The sequence below is a fragment of the Geobacillus sp. WSUCF-018B genome (assembly GCF_002809985.1).
GTDB lineage: Bacteria > Bacillota > Bacilli > Bacillales > Anoxybacillaceae > Geobacillus > Geobacillus thermophilus.
Genome location: NZ_PIJF01000028.1, coordinates 22,406 through 40,086 on the forward strand (window position 1 = coordinate 22,406; position 17,681 = coordinate 40,086).

At 56.2% G+C, this 17,681-nt stretch carries 19 protein-coding genes; all 19 read right to left on the reverse strand.

The features are described from left to right. Window positions 1–9 precede the first annotated feature (9 nt). The 19 genes from trpA to CV944_RS09880 all read right to left on the reverse strand — a co-directional run bounded on the left by trpA (window position 10) and on the right by CV944_RS09880 (window position 17,589). Window positions 10–819 carry a tryptophan synthase subunit alpha gene (gene trpA / locus CV944_RS09785; protein WP_033010075.1) on the reverse strand — a complete coding sequence of 270 codons (810 nt, stop codon included), beginning with the start codon at window positions 817–819 and terminating at the stop codon, window positions 10–12. Continuing rightward, window positions 800–2,014, reverse strand: a complete 1,215-nt coding sequence (gene trpB / locus CV944_RS09790; protein WP_033010109.1) for a tryptophan synthase subunit beta — start codon at window positions 2,012–2,014, stop codon at window positions 800–802. Before trpB ends, trpA begins: the two co-directional genes overlap by 20 nt. A 365-nt stretch (window positions 2,015–2,379) precedes the next feature. After that, a complete protein-coding gene (locus tag CV944_RS09795; RefSeq protein ID WP_033010074.1) occupies window positions 2,380–3,021 on the reverse strand; it encodes a phosphoribosylanthranilate isomerase in 642 nt (213 codons plus the stop codon). Beyond that, window positions 3,008–3,784, reverse strand: a complete 777-nt coding sequence (gene trpC, locus CV944_RS09800; protein ID WP_100664110.1) for an indole-3-glycerol phosphate synthase TrpC — start codon at window positions 3,782–3,784, stop codon at window positions 3,008–3,010. The genes CV944_RS09795 and trpC overlap by 14 nt, the downstream gene beginning before the upstream one ends. Further along, window positions 3,777–4,796: an anthranilate phosphoribosyltransferase gene (gene trpD / locus CV944_RS09805; RefSeq protein WP_100664111.1), complete on the reverse strand. Its 1,020-nt coding sequence runs from the start codon at window positions 4,794–4,796 to the stop codon at window positions 3,777–3,779. Before trpD ends, trpC begins: the two co-directional genes overlap by 8 nt. Further along, a complete protein-coding gene (trpE, locus tag CV944_RS09810) occupies window positions 4,790–6,316 on the reverse strand; it encodes an anthranilate synthase component I (RefSeq protein WP_094238880.1) in 1,527 nt (508 codons plus the stop codon). The genes trpD and trpE overlap by 7 nt, the downstream gene beginning before the upstream one ends. Window positions 6,317–6,546: 230 nt before the next feature. Further along, window positions 6,547–6,927, reverse strand: coding sequence for a chorismate mutase (aroH, locus tag CV944_RS09815; protein ID WP_033010070.1), 381 nt, complete (start codon window positions 6,925–6,927; stop codon window positions 6,547–6,549). Then, the gene (gene aroB / locus CV944_RS09820; protein ID WP_033014002.1) at window positions 6,924–8,024 is read right to left on the reverse strand and encodes a 3-dehydroquinate synthase; all 1,101 of its coding nucleotides are present in this window, start codon (window positions 8,022–8,024) and stop codon (window positions 6,924–6,926) included. Before aroB ends, aroH begins: the two co-directional genes overlap by 4 nt. Before the next feature lie 2 nt (window positions 8,025–8,026). Beyond that, entirely contained in the window at window positions 8,027–9,193 is a 1,167-nt protein-coding gene (gene aroC, locus CV944_RS09825; RefSeq protein ID WP_047819336.1) for a chorismate synthase, read from the reverse strand. Between the two features lie 99 nt (window positions 9,194–9,292). Continuing rightward, on the reverse strand, window positions 9,293–10,063 hold the full coding sequence (locus CV944_RS09830; protein WP_049624819.1) for a CheR family methyltransferase: 771 nt from the start codon (window positions 10,061–10,063) through the stop codon (window positions 9,293–9,295). A 72-nt stretch (window positions 10,064–10,135) separates the two neighbouring features. Then, a complete protein-coding gene (gene ndk, locus CV944_RS09835; protein WP_044744929.1) occupies window positions 10,136–10,585 on the reverse strand; it encodes a nucleoside-diphosphate kinase in 450 nt (149 codons plus the stop codon). 98 nt (window positions 10,586–10,683) lie between these two features. Beyond that, entirely contained in the window at window positions 10,684–11,646 is a 963-nt protein-coding gene (gene hepT, locus CV944_RS09840; RefSeq protein WP_033009740.1) for a heptaprenyl diphosphate synthase component II, read from the reverse strand. A gap of 15 nt (window positions 11,647–11,661) precedes the next feature. Further along, window positions 11,662–12,366: a demethylmenaquinone methyltransferase gene (gene menG / locus CV944_RS09845; protein WP_033009739.1), complete on the reverse strand. Its 705-nt coding sequence runs from the start codon at window positions 12,364–12,366 to the stop codon at window positions 11,662–11,664. Window positions 12,367–12,370: 4 nt separating this feature from the next. Beyond that, entirely contained in the window at window positions 12,371–13,201 is an 831-nt protein-coding gene (locus CV944_RS09850; protein WP_100659235.1) for a heptaprenyl diphosphate synthase component 1, read from the reverse strand. Window positions 13,202–13,503: 302 nt separating this feature from the next. Beyond that, window positions 13,504–13,728 carry a trp RNA-binding attenuation protein MtrB gene (gene mtrB, locus CV944_RS09855; RefSeq protein ID WP_033013997.1) on the reverse strand — a complete coding sequence of 75 codons (225 nt, stop codon included), beginning with the start codon at window positions 13,726–13,728 and terminating at the stop codon, window positions 13,504–13,506. Between the two features lie 13 nt (window positions 13,729–13,741). Then, entirely contained in the window at window positions 13,742–14,308 is a 567-nt protein-coding gene (gene folE / locus CV944_RS09860; protein ID WP_033013996.1) for a GTP cyclohydrolase I FolE, read from the reverse strand. 132 nt (window positions 14,309–14,440) lie between these two features. Beyond that, window positions 14,441–14,713, reverse strand: coding sequence for an HU family DNA-binding protein (locus CV944_RS09865; RefSeq protein WP_008879623.1), 273 nt, complete (start codon window positions 14,711–14,713; stop codon window positions 14,441–14,443). A gap of 513 nt (window positions 14,714–15,226) precedes the next feature. Further along, the gene (gene spoIVA / locus CV944_RS09875) at window positions 15,227–16,705 is read right to left on the reverse strand and encodes a stage IV sporulation protein A (protein ID WP_044744933.1); all 1,479 of its coding nucleotides are present in this window, start codon (window positions 16,703–16,705) and stop codon (window positions 15,227–15,229) included. Between the two features lie 161 nt (window positions 16,706–16,866). Further along, window positions 16,867–17,589, reverse strand: a complete 723-nt coding sequence (locus CV944_RS09880; RefSeq protein WP_033009736.1) for a hypothetical protein — start codon at window positions 17,587–17,589, stop codon at window positions 16,867–16,869. Window positions 17,590–17,681 lie beyond the last annotated feature (92 nt).

The following is a 17,681-nucleotide window of genomic DNA, read 5'->3' on the forward strand; positions in this document are numbered from 1 at the left end:
TCGGAACTTTTAGCGCAAAGAACACGGCGCGTGAAGCGGCGCGGCGAGCGAGCGGGCGTAGGCGGCAAACTCGGCGATGGCCGCTTCTTTTTCTTCCGGCGCCAGCAGCCGTTCCGCCAACTGTTCCACTTTTTGCACAAGGGCGCTGCCGATGACGACGCCATCGCACACCTCTTTCAGCATCGCCACTTGTTCGGGCGTGGAGATGCCGAACCCGACAGCGACCGGCACATGGCTATGCCGCTTGACTTCACTGACAAAATCGCCAAGCGACTCCGGCAGCGTTTCGCGCACACCGGTGACGCCAAGCGAGGAAACGCAATACAAAAACCCTTGCGCTGCCGAAGCGATCCGCTCAATCCGCTGCTTTGACGTCGGCGCGACGAGCGAAATGAGCGGAAGGCCAAACCGCTCGCCCAGTTCGCGGAGCGGGCCGCTTTCTTCAAACGGCAAATCGGGAATGAGCACGCCGTTGGCGCCATTTTCCCGCGCTAAAGCAAAAAAGGATTCTTCTCCTAATTGTAACACAGGATTGTAATACGTAAAGAGAATAATCGGAATGGTTACCCCTTTTTTTCGCATTTCGGCGACGAGATGAATGGCTTTCGGCAACGTCATGTTCCCGGCAAGCGCCCGGGCGGCGGCGCGCTGGATCGTCGGTCCGTCGGCGAGCGGGTCGGAGTACGGCACGCCAAGCTCCAATAGATCGGCGCCGGCCTCCTCAAGCGCCAAGGCCAAATCCACCGTCACCTCAGGCGACGGATCGCCGGCGACAATAAAGGGAATAAACAGCGGCGGATTAACGGATAGCAGCAACATCTTCACCTTCTTTCGCGCCAAGATGGCGCATCATCGTTTGCACGTCTTTATCGCCGCGGCCGGACAGACAAATGAGCACCGTTTCATCCGGCGACATCGCTTGGGCGAGCTCCACGGCTTTCGCCACCGCATGGGCCGACTCAATCGCCGGAATGATGCCTTCCGTTTGCGCCAGCAGCCGAAACGCCGCGACCGCTTCCTCGTCGGTCACGCTTTCGTAGCGGACGCGGCCGATGCTCGCTAAATAGGCATGCTCCGGACCGACGCCGGGGTAATCGAGGCCGGCTGAGATCGAATACGGCTCGACAATTTGCCCGTACTCATCCTGCAGCAAGTACGTCATCGCCCCGTGGATGACCCCTTTCGTCCCTTTCGTGATCGTCGCGGCATGGTAAGGGGTGTCAATGCCTTTGCCGGCGGCTTCCACCCCGACAAGGCGGACGTCATCTTGCAAAAACGGGTAAAACATGCCGATGGCGTTGCTGCCGCCGCCAACGCAGGCGACGATGACATCGGGCAGCTTCCCTTCGCGGGCGAGAAACTGCTCTTTCGCCTCATCGCCAATGATGCGTTGAAACTCGCGCACCATTTTCGGGTACGGGTGCGGGCCGACCACCGAGCCGATCATGTAAAAATGGTCGTCGCAATGGGCGACCCAATAGCGAATCGCCTCGTTTGTCGCATCTTTCAACGTCCGGTTGCCGCTTGAGACCGGCACCACTTCCGCGCCAAGCAGCTTCATGCGAAATACGTTCAACTCTTGCCGCTTGATGTCTTCCTCTCCCATAAAGACGATGCAGTCCATCCCGAAATGGGCCGCCACGGTCGCGGCCGCCACCCCATGTTGGCCGGCGCCGGTTTCTGCGATCAGCTTTTTCTTGCCCATCCGTTTCGCCAAAAGCGCCTGGCCGATGGCATTGTTGATTTTATGGGCGCCGGTATGGTTTAAATCTTCGCGCTTTAAATACATTTTCGCGCCGCCAAGCTGCCGTGTCAAATTCGGCGCGAACGTGAGCGGAGTCGGCCGCCCGGAGTAGTGCTGCAAAATGCGGATATATTCTTGTTTGAACGATTCGTCCGCCAGCGCTTTGTCAAGCTCGGCTTCGATTTCCTCAAGCGGAAGCATGAGCGTCTCAGGGACAAACTTGCCGCCGAAATCGCCAAACCGGCCGTATTCATTCGGAACGCGTTCCATCATCTAACCCCACCTTCTCCTTCATAAAAGTTGAAAGACGAAGAGCCGCATTTCTTCAAAGTGCCTGTGTTTGTTAACCGTCCGAGCGTCAGCGCCGTCTTTTGGCCCTTCGTTTTGTTATTTTTTTATCAGGTGTGTTGATGAACCAATAAAAAGTCTGTCGAGAAGGCTCTAGTCCGAGCTTTTCTGCCGTAGTCGGCAAGCGGCTCGCTTGCCGACCGGGCATGCTGCCGCATGCCCTCCTCGAACAATGAACGCTTTGCGGGCAAATGTCATTCGCCCGCCGGCGTTCTTGTTCGAGGGAAGAGGCAGAAAAGCTTGTGTTCAGCCATATCATTCTCTGTTTTTTCATACATAACGGATCATCAACACCCGTGATGTTTTATTTTTTCTTCGATTTGTTTCATCTTCGTTGGATCTTTGCGCCCGTCCGTTTCAATGCCGCTGCTGATATCGATGCCATCCGGGCGGTAGAGGAGCAGTCGCTCAATATTGTCCGGTGTGACGCCGCCGGCGATGAAGCAGGGCACGCCTTGGCGCGCCGCTTCTTCCAAATAGCGCGGCACCGCCTCCCAGTCGAACGCGACGCCGGTCCCGCCCCACAAGCCGGCGACGCGGCTGTCGACAACATAGCCATCAGCCACCCCAGCGTACTGCTTCATCGCCTCAAGCGCTCCATCGTCGTGATGGATCGCCTTCCAAACAGCGCGCCGTGTCACTTCTTTCACAGCAGCCACCTCAGTTGGCGTCTCGCGGCCATGGCATTGGATGATATGAAGCGGCAATTCAGCAGTGACAGCGGCAATCTGCTCCGCCGCGGCATTGACAAACACCCCGACGAGCTGTTTGCCGCCAAGCGGCGCTGACGCCAGCCAGCGCTTCACCTCAGCAGGCGAGACGCGCCGCTTGCTGTCCGCAAAAATAAACCCGAGGTAGTCCGCCCCGCTTGCCAAGGCGGCCCGCACATCTTCGGCGGAGCGGTTGCCGCAATATTTAAGCCGGATCATGGCCGCCATCCTCCCCGAACAGCCGGTAGACAGCCCGCTCGACGTCCGCCTGGCGCATGAGCGACTCGCCGACGAGCATCGCCTGCGCCCCGTACGAGCGGACCGTTTCGACGTCGCGCCAAGAGCTGATCCCGCTTTCGCTGACGATAACGCATGACGGCGGAATAAGCGGCGCCAGCGCTTTTGTCGCCTCAAGCGCCGTCACAAACGTATGCAAGTCGCGGTTGTTAATGCCGATCACTTCCGGAGTGAACCGGTCAAGCAGCCGCTCGAGCGTCTCTTTTGCGTGCACTTCGACGAGGCATTCCAACCCGATGTCGTACGCCTCGCGGTAAAGCGCCTCGAGCGTTTCCGGCGCCAGCGCCTCGCCGATCAATAAAATCGCGTCAGCCCCGAGCCGGGCGCTTTCTTCCACTTGCCGGCGGTCGATGATGAAATCTTTGCGCAGCACCGGAATATCCACCGTTTCTTTCACAAGGCGCAAATAGCTTTGGTGTCCCTGGAAGTAACGTTCATCCGTCAACACGCTGATCGCATCGGCTCCGGCGCGCTCGTATGCTTTGGCGATGGCCGCCGGATCAAAATCGGCGCGAATGAGGCCTTTTGACGGCGACGCCTTTTTCACTTCAGCGATCAAACCGAGCGCCCGCCGCGGCCGCCGGAGCGCCGCGGCGAACGGCCGGCGCTTCGGCTCCGGCAGCGGTTCTGGCATGGTCAATGTTTCGAGTTCTTCCCGTTTGGTTGCCAAAATTTGCTCAAGCACCGTGGACCACTTCCTTTCGGCGCAGGCGCTGCAGCTGCTCGTACGCCGTTTTGGCCAAAATGGCGTCTTTCGCCATCGCCACCCCAGCGGCGATCGTCTCCGCCTTGCCGGCTGCGTACAGCGCAACGCCGGCGTTGAGGGCGGTGATATCGATCGCGCTCGCCGGCGCCGTGCCGTCCATGACGGCTTCAAGCAGTGCGGCGCTTTCCTCCGAACTGCGCACTTGCACGTCAGTGAGCCCGCCGCGCCGCAGGCCGACGCTTTCCGGAGTGAGGACGAAACGGCGAATGTCACCGTCTTTCAGTTCCACAACATCCGTCTCAGCGGCGATGCTGCACTCATCGAGCCCGTCGCGGCCGGTGACAAACACCACGTGCTCAGAGCCGAGACGGCGCATCGTTTCCGCCAGCTTCTCGGCGTAGCGGGTCGAATAGACGCCGATAACTTGCCGCTTGCAACGCGCCGGATTGGCCAGCGGGCCGATCAAATTGAAGATCGTGCGAAACCCGATCTCTTTCCGCGGGCCGGCAGCATATTTCATCGCCGCATGATACAAGGGGGCGAACAAAAACGCCAATCCTTTTGTTTCGAGCGCCTGTTTGGCAGCCTCAGGCGACGCGGGAATGTCGATGCCAAGCCGCTCGAGCACATCGGCGCTTCCGCTTTTCGAGGAAACGGCGCGATTGCCGTGCTTGGCGACTTTGACCCCGAGCGACGAAACGACAATGGCCGCCGCTGTCGAGACGTTGAACGTCGCCGCCCCGTCGCCGCCCGTCCCGCACGTGTCGATGACGTCATCGCCGGCGTCGATCGTGGTCATCCGATCGCGCATCGCCCGCACAAACCCGGCGATCTCATCGACCGTCTCGCCGCGCACGCGCAAGATGGATACCAAACTCGCAATCTGGCTGTCCGTCGCCTCGCCGGACATCACGGCATTCATGGCTTCGTACGCTTCCGCTTCCGTCAATGTTTCCCCTTCCGCGCATTTGGAAAGCAACCGCTTTAACATACGATCTGTTCCCCTTTCGCAAATAATCGTTCCGCTTGTTCGATGGCGTAAATGAGGGCGCTCGCCTTGTTGCGCGTCTCTTTCCATTCAAGCTCCGGAACCGAGTCGGCGACAATGCCGGCGCCGGCCTGCACGTACGCATAACCGTCTTTAATGACCGCCGTCCGGATGGCGATGCACGAATCAATGCTGCCGTCAAAGCCGATGTACGCGATCGCTCCAGCGTACAATCCTCGGGCGGTCGGCTCGAGCTCCTGCAAGATTTGCATCGCCCGCACTTTGGGCGCCCCGCTCACCGTTCCAGCCGGAAAAGCGGCCAAGAGCGCGTCGATCGGGTGGATGTCGTCGTCAAGCACGCCGACGACTTTGGAAATTAAATGCATCACATGAGAGAACTTGCCGATTTCCATCAACACCGGCACCTCGACCGTTCCGTACTTCGCCACCCGGCCGATGTCATTGCGCGCCAAATCGACGAGCATATAATGCTCCGCCCGCTCTTTCGGGTCATGGTACAGCTCGTCGGCGAGCTTTTCATCCTCCGCCGGCGAGCGTCCGCGCCGCCTTGTTCCGGCGATCGGGTCGATCTCGGCGCGCCGGTTGCGCACTTGGATGAGCTTTTCCGGCGAACTACCGACAATTTCAATGCCGTCAAGCCGAAAATAAAACATGTACGGCGACGGGTTGATGTGGCGCAAGATGCGATAAATGGCGAACCCACCCGCTTGCACCGGGACGGAAAACCGCTGCGACAGCACCGCCTGAAACACATCGCCGGCCGCAATATACTGTTTCACCGCCTCGACGTCACGCAAAAATTGCTCTTTTTCGTAATTGGACGACGCTTTCGAGAACAAGGCGGCCCGCTCGGCCTCGTCTTCGGCCGGCAACAGCGGCTGTTCGGCCCGGGGGCGCGCCGCTTTCGCTGCCAGCGCGGCGATGCGTTCTTCGGCGGCTCGGTATATCGCGATTTTCTCCTGCATCGTTTCATGACCCTTCAACCGGATATAATGAATGAGAGACAGCTCGCGTTTTTCGTGATCAAAAGCGAACAGCGACTCGCAAAACACAAAATGCCCGGCTTTCATGGCTAGGTCGGGGGCACGATGGCGCGGCACCTTTTCAATGGCGGAAATGAAATCATAGCCTAAAAAGCCGACCGCGCCGCCCGTAAACGGCGCCGCTTCGGCGAGCGGCTTGACGCAAAGCGCCCGCTCGACCGCTTGAAACGCTTCTTTCAACGTCGACGCCGTCATTTGGACATTTCCGTTCTCGTCTTTGATCAAAAACGTTTCTCCTGTCTCGCTCTCAAGCGTCAAAAACGGGGCCACGCCGATAAACGAATAACGCGCCCATGGCGATTCGTCGTCTTTGCTTTCAAGCAGAAACACCGCTTCCTCGCGCAAATTGGCAAACACTTGCAACGGTTCGATGACATCGGCTAAAAATTTGCGCATGATCGGGATGGTGCGAAACTGGCGAGCATCCGCTAAAAAAGCGGCTAGCCGATCAATGGACATCCCTTTCTCCTCCCTTTCTGATTCATCGGGCGGAGAATGAGAGTTTATGAGGCGAAAATGGGGAAAGAAAACGCCCAAAGACCATCGTCTTTGGGCAGATGCAAGCGAAAGGAAACCAATGCTCACCTCAGCTAAACTCGCTCATTCTCATCTACCCTGCACTCGTTCTCAGCTCTTGCTCGGCTTCTGGCAGCCCGCCGGCGGCGGGCAAAGAAGTTATTTTAACTATATTACATTTCTGTTTTTTTTGTCAACGACAAATCCGGCCGCAGCATGGCTGCATCCTTTAAATAGACGTGGCAAATCTCATCTTGCCGTTTGTCTGTCTCCACCGTCATCATGACGCGGATGCAGCGCGGCAGCGAACCGGGCACTGGAATTTCTCGCGTGCACATGACAGGCACGTACGTCCAGCCGTCAAGGCGGCGCAAAGCTTGAGCCGGAAACGCAGCCGTGATGTCGTCAGTGACGGAAATGAGCACGAACGAAACGTCATGGGCGGCAACATCGTTGGCGCGGACCATTTCGCGCAGCAACGTTTCCGTTGCCGCTATAATTTCTCCGGCCTCGTTTCGCTCCACTGTAATCGCCCCGCGAATGCCGCGGATCATCGCTCTCCCCCCTGTCCAGCAAACTCGCACAGCCACGCGAGCAGCTTGTCATCTTCGAGTTCCACGACTTCCACATCGCCGATTTCACGCAAAAGAACCATCCGCACCGTCCCAGCGTACGCCTTTTTGTCGCCTTTCATTTTCTCGAGCAGCCGGTGAGGCGCCAGCCCGTCGGGGAGCGAAACCGGAAAGCCGTACGCAGCGAACCATTCGGCAAAGCGGTGCTCGGCAAATGACCGGCCGTAAAGCCGCTCGCTGACCAAGATGGCAAACAGCATGCCGACCGCCACCGCCTCCCCATGGGTCAGCACGCCGTAGCCGAGCTCGCTCTCGAGCGCATGGCCGAGCGTATGGCCGAAATTCAAATGGGCGCGCACCCCGGTTTCTTTTTCATCTTCACGCACGACGGACGCCTTAATGTCAATGCCCTTTTCAATGCAATAGGCGAGCTTGCCGCCCTGCAAGTCGGCGAGCGTCTTGATTTCTGCGCGCAGCCAGTCGTAAAAGCGGCGGTCGCGGATGAGCGCATGTTTGATCACCTCGGCAAATCCTGAACGGAGCTCGCGCTCAGGCAGCGTGCGCAAAAAGGCGGTGTCATAGACGACCGCTTCCGGCTGGTGGAAAGCGCCGATCATATTTTTGCCAAGCGGATGGTTGATGGCGACTTTGCCGCCGACGGCGCTGTCGTGGGCCAAAAGCGTCGTCGGCATTTGAATGTAGCGGATGCCGCGCATATAGGTGGCGGCCACAAATCCGGCCAAATCGCCAACGACGCCGCCGCCAAGCGCGACAATGAGCGAGCGGCGGTCAAGGCCGCACTGAAGAGCCGCCGTCTGGCAGGCGTAATAGTTGTCAAACGACTTCGCCGCCTCGCCGTTTGGAATGATGTAGGCATACACATCATAACCGGCAGCGGCAAGCGTGGCACGCACTTCATCCAAATAAAGAGGCGCCACCACATCGTCGGTGATGATCAACATCTTCGTCCCCGGCGGGCAGGAGAGCGCCCGAAGCAGGCACGGCAACGCGCGGACCGCTCCGTCGCCTAAGAGGAGCGGGTATTGCTTCGTCGCCGTTTCAATCGTCCGTTCGATCATCGTTAAAACTCCTTTGCATAGCGGCGGGCGCGCTCGATGTTTTCTTTAATCAAATCGATCCGGTCTTGCCCGAACTGGCTGACGATCGCCGCCGCCACTTCCCAGGCGACGACCGCTTCGGCGACGACGCTCGCCGCCGGCACAGCGCAGCTGTCCGACCGCTCGATGCTTGCCGCAAACGGTTCTTTCGTGTCGATGTCGACGCTTTGCAGCGGTTTGTACAGCGTCGGAATCGGCTTCATTACACCGCGCACGACGATCGGCATCCCCGTCGTCACCCCGCCTTCAAAGCCGCCGGCGCGGTTCGTCCGGCGCGAAAAGCCTTGTTCCGGGCTCCAAATGATTTCGTCGTGCACTTCGCTTCCCGGGCGGCGCGCCGCTTCAAACCCGATCCCGAATTCGACGCCTTTAAAGGCGTTAATGCTGACGATCGCCGCCGCGATTTTCGCATCGAGCTTCCGGTCGTAATGAACGTAGCTGCCGACCCCGGCGGGAACGCCTTCGACAATCACTTCGACGATGCCGCCGATCGAATCACCGTTTTTCTTTGCCAAATCGATCGCTTCCATCATTTTTTGTCCCGCTTCCGGATCAAAACAGCGCACCGGCGACTCTTCTGTCACATTTTGCAATTCCTCCAGGGAGCGGTAATCAAGCTTCTTTGCGCGCACACCGCCGATTTCGATGACATGCCCGGCGACGCGGATGCCCACTTCCTCCAAAATGCGCTTCGCCACCGCTCCGGCCGCCACGCGCACCGTCGTTTCCCTTGCCGATGAGCGTTCAAGCACATTGCGCATATCGCGATGTCCGTATTTCAGGGCGCCGTTTAAATCGGCATGACCCGGGCGCGGACGCGTCACTTTTCGTTTGATCTCCGTTTCATCATCGATCGGTTCAACGGCCATAATCGTTTGCCAATGTTTAAAATCACGGTTTTCCACAACCAGCGCAATCGGCGAGCCGAGCGTTTTCCCGTGCCGGACGCCGGCGGTGATATTCACCACGTCCTTTTCGATTTGCATGCGCCGCCCGCGCCCATACCCTTTTTGCCGGCGCGCCAGCTCCTTGTTGATATGCTCGGCGCGCAGCTCAAGCCCAGCCGGCACTCCTTCCAAAATCGCCGTCAATTGCGGCCCGTGCGACTCCCCTGCTGTCAAGTAGCGCATGTTTGTCTCTCCCTTCAGCTCTTTAACGCGTTTATGTAAAAATATATCATAAATTTGAAAAATGAAAATAGTTTCTGTAAAAAAAGAGCGCGGCGCCCGCTATTTTCTCCGATAAAAAAACGTCTCCTCGACTTCGAAACCGTATAAGGACGGGTTAAAAATTTGCTCCGTGCTCCCCACAAACAGCACGCCCCCGGGCCGGAGCGCATCATGAAATTTCCGATACAGCATCCGCTTCGCCTCTTCAGTGAAATAAATGAGCACGTTGCGGCAAACGATCAAATCCATGTTGCGCGGAAACGGATCCGCGAGCAAGTTGTGCTTTTGAAACTTGACCGTTTGTTTCAGCCTTTCGTCTATTTTATAATACTCGCCTTCTTTCGTAAAAAACTTTTTTCTCATTTCCTCGGGCAACTCTACAAGCGACCGTTCGCTGTACAAGCCGAGGCGCGCGCGGGCGAGCGCATTATCATCAATGTCGGTCGCCAACACCGACACGCGGTGAAGCGGCAATCGTTTTGCGAGCACCATCGCGAGCGTGTACGGCTCCTCGCCGGTTGAGCAGGCGGCGCTCCACACGTTCGGGCGCGGATGTTTCGTCAACAGCCGCGGCAAAATGACGCGTTCAAGCACCTCCCATCGTTTGGCGTTGCGATAAAACTCGGACACGTTGATCGTCATCCGGTCAAGACATTCATGCCAGAGCGACAAGTCTTTTTCCATCGCTGCAAACAGCTCGGCAAAGCTCTTTAGCCCTTTTTTCATGTACAACGACGCCAAACGCCGCCTCATCTGGGCTTCCTTATATAGCGATAAGTCAATGCCGGTTTTTCGCTTCACTTTGGCAATGAATTGCGCATAATCGTCCATCTTCCCCTGTTCCTCTCTCCTGTCAATGTACAAAAACGGCAAAAACCGGCCGATGGGCGGCCGGTCTTTTTGTTAATAGAGCCATTCGTTCATCAGTTTTGTATAGTGGAGAAGCTCTTCTTCTTTGAAAAACAGGTTGATCTCGCGTTCCGCGCTTTGCGGCGAATCGGAGCCGTGAATGACGTTTTTGCCGACCGTCAAGCCGAAGTCGCCGCGAATCGTGCCCGGTGCGGCTTCCTGCGGGTTCGTTTTCCCCATCATTTGCCGGGCGGCGGCGATTACATTTTCGCCCTCCCACACCATCGCAAACACCGGCCCGGATGTAATAAAGTCGACAAGCTCGCCGAAAAACGGACGCTCTTTATGTTCGGCATAGTGCTGCTCAGCCAGCTCGCGCGACACTTGCATCAGCTTCGCGCCAACAAGCTGGAAGCCTTTTTTCTCAAAGCGCGAAACAATTTCGCCGATCAAATTGCGCTGAACCCCGTCTGGCTTTACCATTAAAAATGTCCGTTCTGCCATTCATTCTCCACCCCTACTGTCGTATGTACTAGGAAACGGGTTCCCAACCACCATAGTACCATTGTTTCGCGCCATTGGCAACAACGTCCTTGAAAGCGTTAATAATCCCTTTTCCCGATGTAAAGGGCGAGGTCGCGCAACAGGCCGCGCGCCTCATTCATCGGCAGTCCGTCAAGAAGGTGAAGCGCCTTGTCAAGGTAACGGTCGCTTAACGCATACGACCGCTCAATGGCGTCCGTCCGCTTAATGGCGGAAATGACCGCCGCCATTTCCGCAACGTCCGTTTCCGGACCGACAGCTGCAATGGCCGCCTTCACCCGCTCATCGCTCAAGGCATACAGCACAGGAAGGGTGACGTTTCCTTGCAGCAAGTCGCTTCCGGCCGGTTTGCCGAGCTGTTCCTCCGTCCCAGTGAAATCGAGAATGTCGTCGGTAATTTGAAACGACATGCCGACATAATGGCCGAACCAGTACAGCCGCTTCACAATCGGCTCCGGCGCGCCGGCAGCGAGGGCGCCAAGCTGGCAGCTCGCGGCGATGAGCAGCGCCGTTTTCCGACGGATGCGCCGCAAATACGTGCGCAGCGGCTGATCAAACCGGTACTTGTCTTTGATTTGCTCAATTTCCCCGCGGCACACTTCCACGATCGTTTTCGCCAACACTTGATGGGCGCGCGGGTTGCCGAGCTCCGCCATCCGTTCGAGCGAGCGGGCAAACAAATAATCCCCTGTGTACATGGCGAACCGGTTGCTCCATTTCGCCTTGATCGTCGGCCGGCCGCGGCGCAAATCGGCGTCGTCGATCACATCGTCGTGGACGAGCGAAGCCATATGAATGAGCTCGAGCGCAACGGCAACATGCTTCATTCGCTCAAGGTCATATTGGCCGAAGCGGGCGGCAAGCAAGACAAAAACGGGACGGATCCGCTTTCCGCCCGCCTGCAACAGATGGAGCGCCGCTTCCCCAAGCGGCCCGTATTCCGACTGAACCGCCCGCTCAAGCTCCTCTTCGACCGCCGCTAAATCATCGCTTAAAAACGAATACATCGCCTTTAACTTCATGTTGTTCACCTTAACTCACCGTTTATAGCCCAAGTGCATCGCCGCCACGCCAAACGTGTACGGTTTGACCTCGACATCGACAAAACCGGCGGCGCGGAACATCTCGGCCAGCTCGTCCCGCCCCGGAAACTCGCGCGCCGATTCCTGCAGCCACGAGTACTCCTCATAGCTTTTCGCCAGCAGCTTGCCAAACAGCGGCATAATAAACCGGAAGTAAAAATAGTAAAGCTGACGAAACCCGAACAGCGTCGGCTGTGACGTTTCCAGGCAGACGGTTATGCCGCCCGGCTTCGTCACCCGGTGCATTTCCTTAAGCACGGTCATATAGTCAGGGACGTTGCGCAAACCGAAGCCGATCGTCACATAATCGAACGAATTGTCAGGAAACGGCAGCTGCATCGCATTGCCGTGAATGAGCTTCACATTATGCAACCCGCGCGCTTTTACCTTCTGTTCGCCGACTTTCAGCATGTTTTCGCTGAAATCAAGGCCGTACACTTCCCCTTCCGGACCGACCGCCTCCGCCAAGGCGATCGTCCAGTCAGCCGTCCCACAGCACACATCGAGCGCTTTTTTGCCTTTTTGCACATTCATCCGCCGCATCACGTCTTTGCGCCACTTCAAGTGGCGGCGAAAGCTGATGACGGAGTTCATCCGGTCATAATGCGCAGAAATGTTTTCAAATACGCGATGGACTCGCTCTTCTTTCGATTGATGCATCGTTCTACCCTTCTTCCACCGTCTTTTTGGCGATGGCTTGAAACCCGCCGGAAAGCTCGGCCACGCGGAGCTGCAGCAGGCCGTTGACCGGCAGTTTCGCCGCAAACAGCGCCTCCCGGCAGCCGTCGATATAGCGGCGGCAAAAGCGGAGCAAATGCCGCTTTTGCTCTTTCGTCAACGTTTTCGTGCGCGGGAACGCGATTTGCGCCATTTGCTCAAAGAGCGCCGAAGCTCCCGTGCGGATGAACGCTTCCTGCTCGAGCAGCAGGCGCCGCATCAGCAAATACGAATAGGCAAACTGCCCCCACTGCGGCGCCGCCATGCGGTCGGCGAGCTTGACAAGCAACGCCGATTCGATCGTGCCGACCGCCGCAAACAACGACTCGATCCGCTCTGCTTTTTTTTCGTAAAGCCGCACTTTTTGCTCGTTAATATCGCGGACCGCCTCGGCGAACGAGCGGATGAGCGCCGTTTCGCCCGAACGCGCCAACAACTCATAGTACAGCCCGCTGTACAAGTCGCCGGCCAGGACGACAAGCTGCCGCGCCCGCAAGTCGCCGCCGTCATCTGTCACCTCATCGTGGGTATCAAGGGCGATCTGCATGAGCATCATGGCGATGATGCACCGCTCCGCCTCACTCGGCGCCGTTGAAGCGCCATCGAGCATTGACAGCGAGAGCAGCAGGCGATCTTCATCGACCGCCGGCGCCGGCAAATGCTCGCGCAAATATGGGTGATGGAGCAGCTGCTCAATTTGTTCTTTCAATGACGCCAATTTCACCGTGATGTCATCCACATGAACCACCCTTGTCCCCGAAAATATCCGCACCACCATAACGGACTCATTATAACATAATTTTGTCGAAAACGCTCTATATAGATGCAATTTAAAGCTTTAACATTTTTCGTCTTTGCCGGTCATTGCATCCGACTGTCGAGTGACCGAACAACGCCGCTTCCAGACCCATGAATGGGTCTGTGAAGCGAGTCGTTGTTCGGTCTTCCGTCACGCTAAGGCGTGACGGAGGCAAGCCACACGCTTGCCTTCGACAGTCAAAAATGGGCGAACCACTTTTCTGTCAAGGATATGTTAAACTTCTTTGTTGCATCTATATAGTTTGCTAGACATTTGCCAACTTACTTTTTCCCTTCCGACTCAATGACGCCATGGCGCGTTTGAATATACGCCTTGCCTCTCACTTTAATCGCCGACGTGTGCTCTGTAAACTGGGCGATCAACACTTCGCCTTTATCGAGCTTTTCCGAGTGATGGAACCGTGTATCCGCCCCGCGCGTCAATCCAATGACGTTCACTCCGTCTTCAAGCGCTTTAATGACAACAAAGTCGCTGTTCGTATACATCCTTGCCCCCTCCTTATGCTTTAATGAGCGAAAGCACTTCCGAACGGGCGGCAACATCCGTTTCAAACACGCCGCGCACTGCCGTTGTCACCGTTTTCGCCCCCGGCTTTTTCACGCCGCGCATCGTCATGCACATATGTTCCGCCTCGACGACGACCATCACCCCGTGCGGTTCGAGCGCTTCGACGATCGAATCGGCGACTGTCGCCGTAATGCGCTCCTGCAGCTGCGGGCGGCGCGCCACCGCTTCGACCGCCCGGGCGAGCTTGCTTAGCCCGGTCACTTTTCCTTCCCGCGGGATGTAGGCGACGTGGGCAACGCCGAAAAACGGCACTAAATGGTGCTCGCACATCGAGTAAAACGGAATATCTTTAACGAGCACAAGCTCCTCATGTTCCTCGCTGAATACGGTTTGAAAATGCTCCTTGGGGTCTTCGTGCAGTCCGGCGAACACCTCGGCGTACATTTTCGCCACTCGTTTCGGCGTGTCGACAAGCCCCTCACGGTTTGGGTCTTCCCCAATCGCTTCCAAAATCAAGCGGACTGCATATTCAATTTGCGCAAAATTGATCTCCGGCATGCAAACAACATCCTCCTGCATTAGAAAAACTGCATGTAATCCGATTCTAACATAGAGAGCAAAAAAAAACAAAAAAGAAGGGCGGTGCAACACCAGCCCTTCCCTCCTAGCTCCTGCCTCAGCTATGTAGGCTTATTTTACGGCATCTTTTAACGCTTTACCCGGTTTGAATGCAGGAACTTTGCTCGCCGGAATTTCCATTTCTTCGCCCGTTTGCGGGTTGCGTCCTTTCCGGGCGGCGCGCTCGCGCACTTCAAAGTTCCCAAAGCCGATTAATTGCACTTTATCGCCTTTTCGCAACGCTTCTGTAATCGAGTCAAATACCGCATCAACGGCTTTTGTTGCATCTTTTTTGGAAAGACCGCTTGTTTCGGCTACCGCGTTGATCAATTCCGTCTTGTTCATGCCATTCACCTCCTCCCAAGGAGCTGTTCTTGTTTACTACCATTTGTGCACACTTTTCTGCTTTTCTATACATAGACGTTGACGGCTTCGGCGGCGAAAAGGCCGGCGCATGAAAGGCGTCGCACCGGTGCAGCCAATGATTCTGCCTTCGTTCAGAAAGACTGACAGAACATGCGCCCGCGCCGCCGATGGAAGCGTCCCCTTGACCGTTCAGCGCCGCCCGCCGCTTTTAGGCGGAACTGCCTTGATTCCGCCAAGATGCGGTGACATGCCTAATCTTAACCAATTTATCGCGATAATTCAACATTTTTTTCGCCAAAGCGGCCAATTTTAGGCATATTTCACCAAAACAACGATTTCAGATAAAAGATTACCATAACGCCATGCGCATAATCAAGTGCCAATCCTTATTTCTCAAGGGTTTCAACGATTTTTCCCCCATGAAAGATCCATGATTCAAAAAAACAAAAAAAAGCCCCCGACCGGGGAGCAAATCTCGACGCCTCCGCTTTTCTATAAAATAATCGCGATGAGGCCGCCGGAGCCTTCGTTGATGATGCGTTCAAGCGTTTCTTTCAGCTTGTAGCGGGCGTTTTCCGGCATGAGCGCGAGTTTCGCCTGAATGCCTTCGCGGACGATCGAGCTGAGCGAACGGCCGAAAATGTCGGAGTTCCAAATCGACAGCGGATCGTCTTCAAAATCTTGCATCAAATAGCGGACAAGCTCTTCGCTCTGTTTTTCCGTTCCAATAATGGGAGCAAATTCGGATTCGACGTCGACTTTGATCATATGGATTGACGGAGCCACCGCCTTGAGGCGGACGCCAAAGCGCGATCCTTGGCGGATGATTTCCGGCTCATCCAAGCTCATATCCGACAAAGCAGGCGCGGCGATGCCGTAGCCGGTTTGTTTGACCATTTTCAGCGCGTCGGCGATTTGGTCATATTCCGCTTTCGCATGGGCGAAGTCTTGCATAAGCTGGAGCAGGTGGTCTTTGCCGCGGATCTCGACGCCGACGATCTCTTTTAAAATTTGGTCGTACAGTTCATCCGGCGCATACAAGTCGATTTCGGCGATCCCTTGCCCCATTTCAATGCCGGCGAGCTGCGCCTTTTCGATAAAGTCGTATTCGGCGAACTGCTGGACGACCCGGTCGACGTCGCGCAGCCGCTTGATGTCTTTGACGGTGTCGCGCACCGCCTCTTGATAGCTTTCACGCAGCCAATGGTCTTCGCGCAGCACCATCACCCAGCTCGGCAAGTTGACGTTCACCTCAAGCACTGGGAATTCATATAATGCTTCACGAAGCACGTTATACACATCGGCTTCGCGCATGCTTTCCACGCTCATAGCGAGCACCGGGATGTCGTACTTTTCGGCGAGCTCGCGGCGGAGCGCCTCCGTTTCCGGGTGATGCGGCCGGACGGTGTTGACGATCATAATAAACGGCTTCCCGACTTCTTTCAGCTCGCTGATCACCCGTTCCTCCGCTTCTACATAGGCTTGGCGCGGGATTTCCCCGATCGTGCCGTCCGTTGTGATGACGACCCCGATCGTCGAATGTTCTTGAATGACTTTTCTCGTCCCGATTTCCGCCGCCTCTTGGAACGGAATCGGCTCTTCGTACCATGGAGTGTGGATCATCCGCGGGCCGTTTTCGTCTTCGTACCCTTTCGCGCCGGGAACAGCATAGCCGACGCAATCGACAAGTCGGATGTTCACTTCAAGCCCCTCGTCGACTTTCACCGTCACCGCCTGGTTGGGCACGAACTTTGGCTCCGTCGTCATGATCGTTTTGCCCGCGGCGCTTTGCGGCAGTTCGTCCTGGGCGCGCGCCTTGTCGGCTTCGTTTTTAATGTTCGGAATGACGACAAGCTCCATAAACCGCTTAATAAACGTCGATTTCCCGGTGCGGACAGCGCCGACGACCCCTAAGTAAATGTCGCCGCCGGTCCGCTCGGCGATATCTTTAAAAATATCGACCTTTTCCAAATGACTCCCCTCCAGTTCCTCGGTCGTTATCGGAAACAACTGAATCAGCTAGTATAATAGGACACTATATGCATATGATGTTGTCCTGCTCAGTTATGACTAAAAGCCATAAATAAAAATCCCTTCTCTAGAATGTATTTTTCCAGAGAAGGGATGATGACTCATTTCGTGAAAAAAATCGGCTCGTTCGTCTTGGCGTCGATCGTGTACGGAAGGGAGTACGCCGGCACGAACAGCGAATGGTCGGTCAAAATCGGGCGGATGTCATCGCCTGGTTCATACTTGTGCGGATACTTTTTCAACGCCGCGTATAAGTCAGGACGATAATCGATATAAATTTCCCCGCTGCCGTCAATGACAAACGACAAATTGTTGCCGGAAAACGGGCTTACGGCATACGGCGGTTCTTTGTAGCCAAGTTTTTTGTAATCAAGCGTAAATACGCCCGGTGCGACGACATCTTGAAATGGCGGGTAACGGTGCCGATCCGTATACATCGAAAGCCGCAGCTTCAAATCGCGGATGCGCTCAGCGAGACGCAGGTCAAGAAGCTTGACCGTCGGGTTCGTTTCCGCATCGATGATCATATACTGGAAAACACCCCCGCTTTCATAGGCGTTTCCCGGCGGTTCCTGCATGTAGCGGGGAACGAGCTTTTGAAAGTCAACCGGATATTTTAAATACATCGGTGTTTTCATGTCGCGCGTCTTGATCGGCAGCAATCCGCCGGTCGCCTTCCGGTATTCGTCAACCGCCGATTGGACGGCCGCCACTTGGTCTTTGTATGGAATTTGGTTTTGCTTAAGCCGCTCTTGCGGATACAAGCAGCCGGAAAGCGGCACGAGAAACAAACAGGCTAAAAGAAAGCGAGCAATCCGTTTCATCCTATTTCGCGCAGGAGACTCCCACTTCAACGACCAAAGGGAGTAAGTGGGAGAGGAATGCGCGTTCCCCCCTTTCTTTTGTGTATGATATA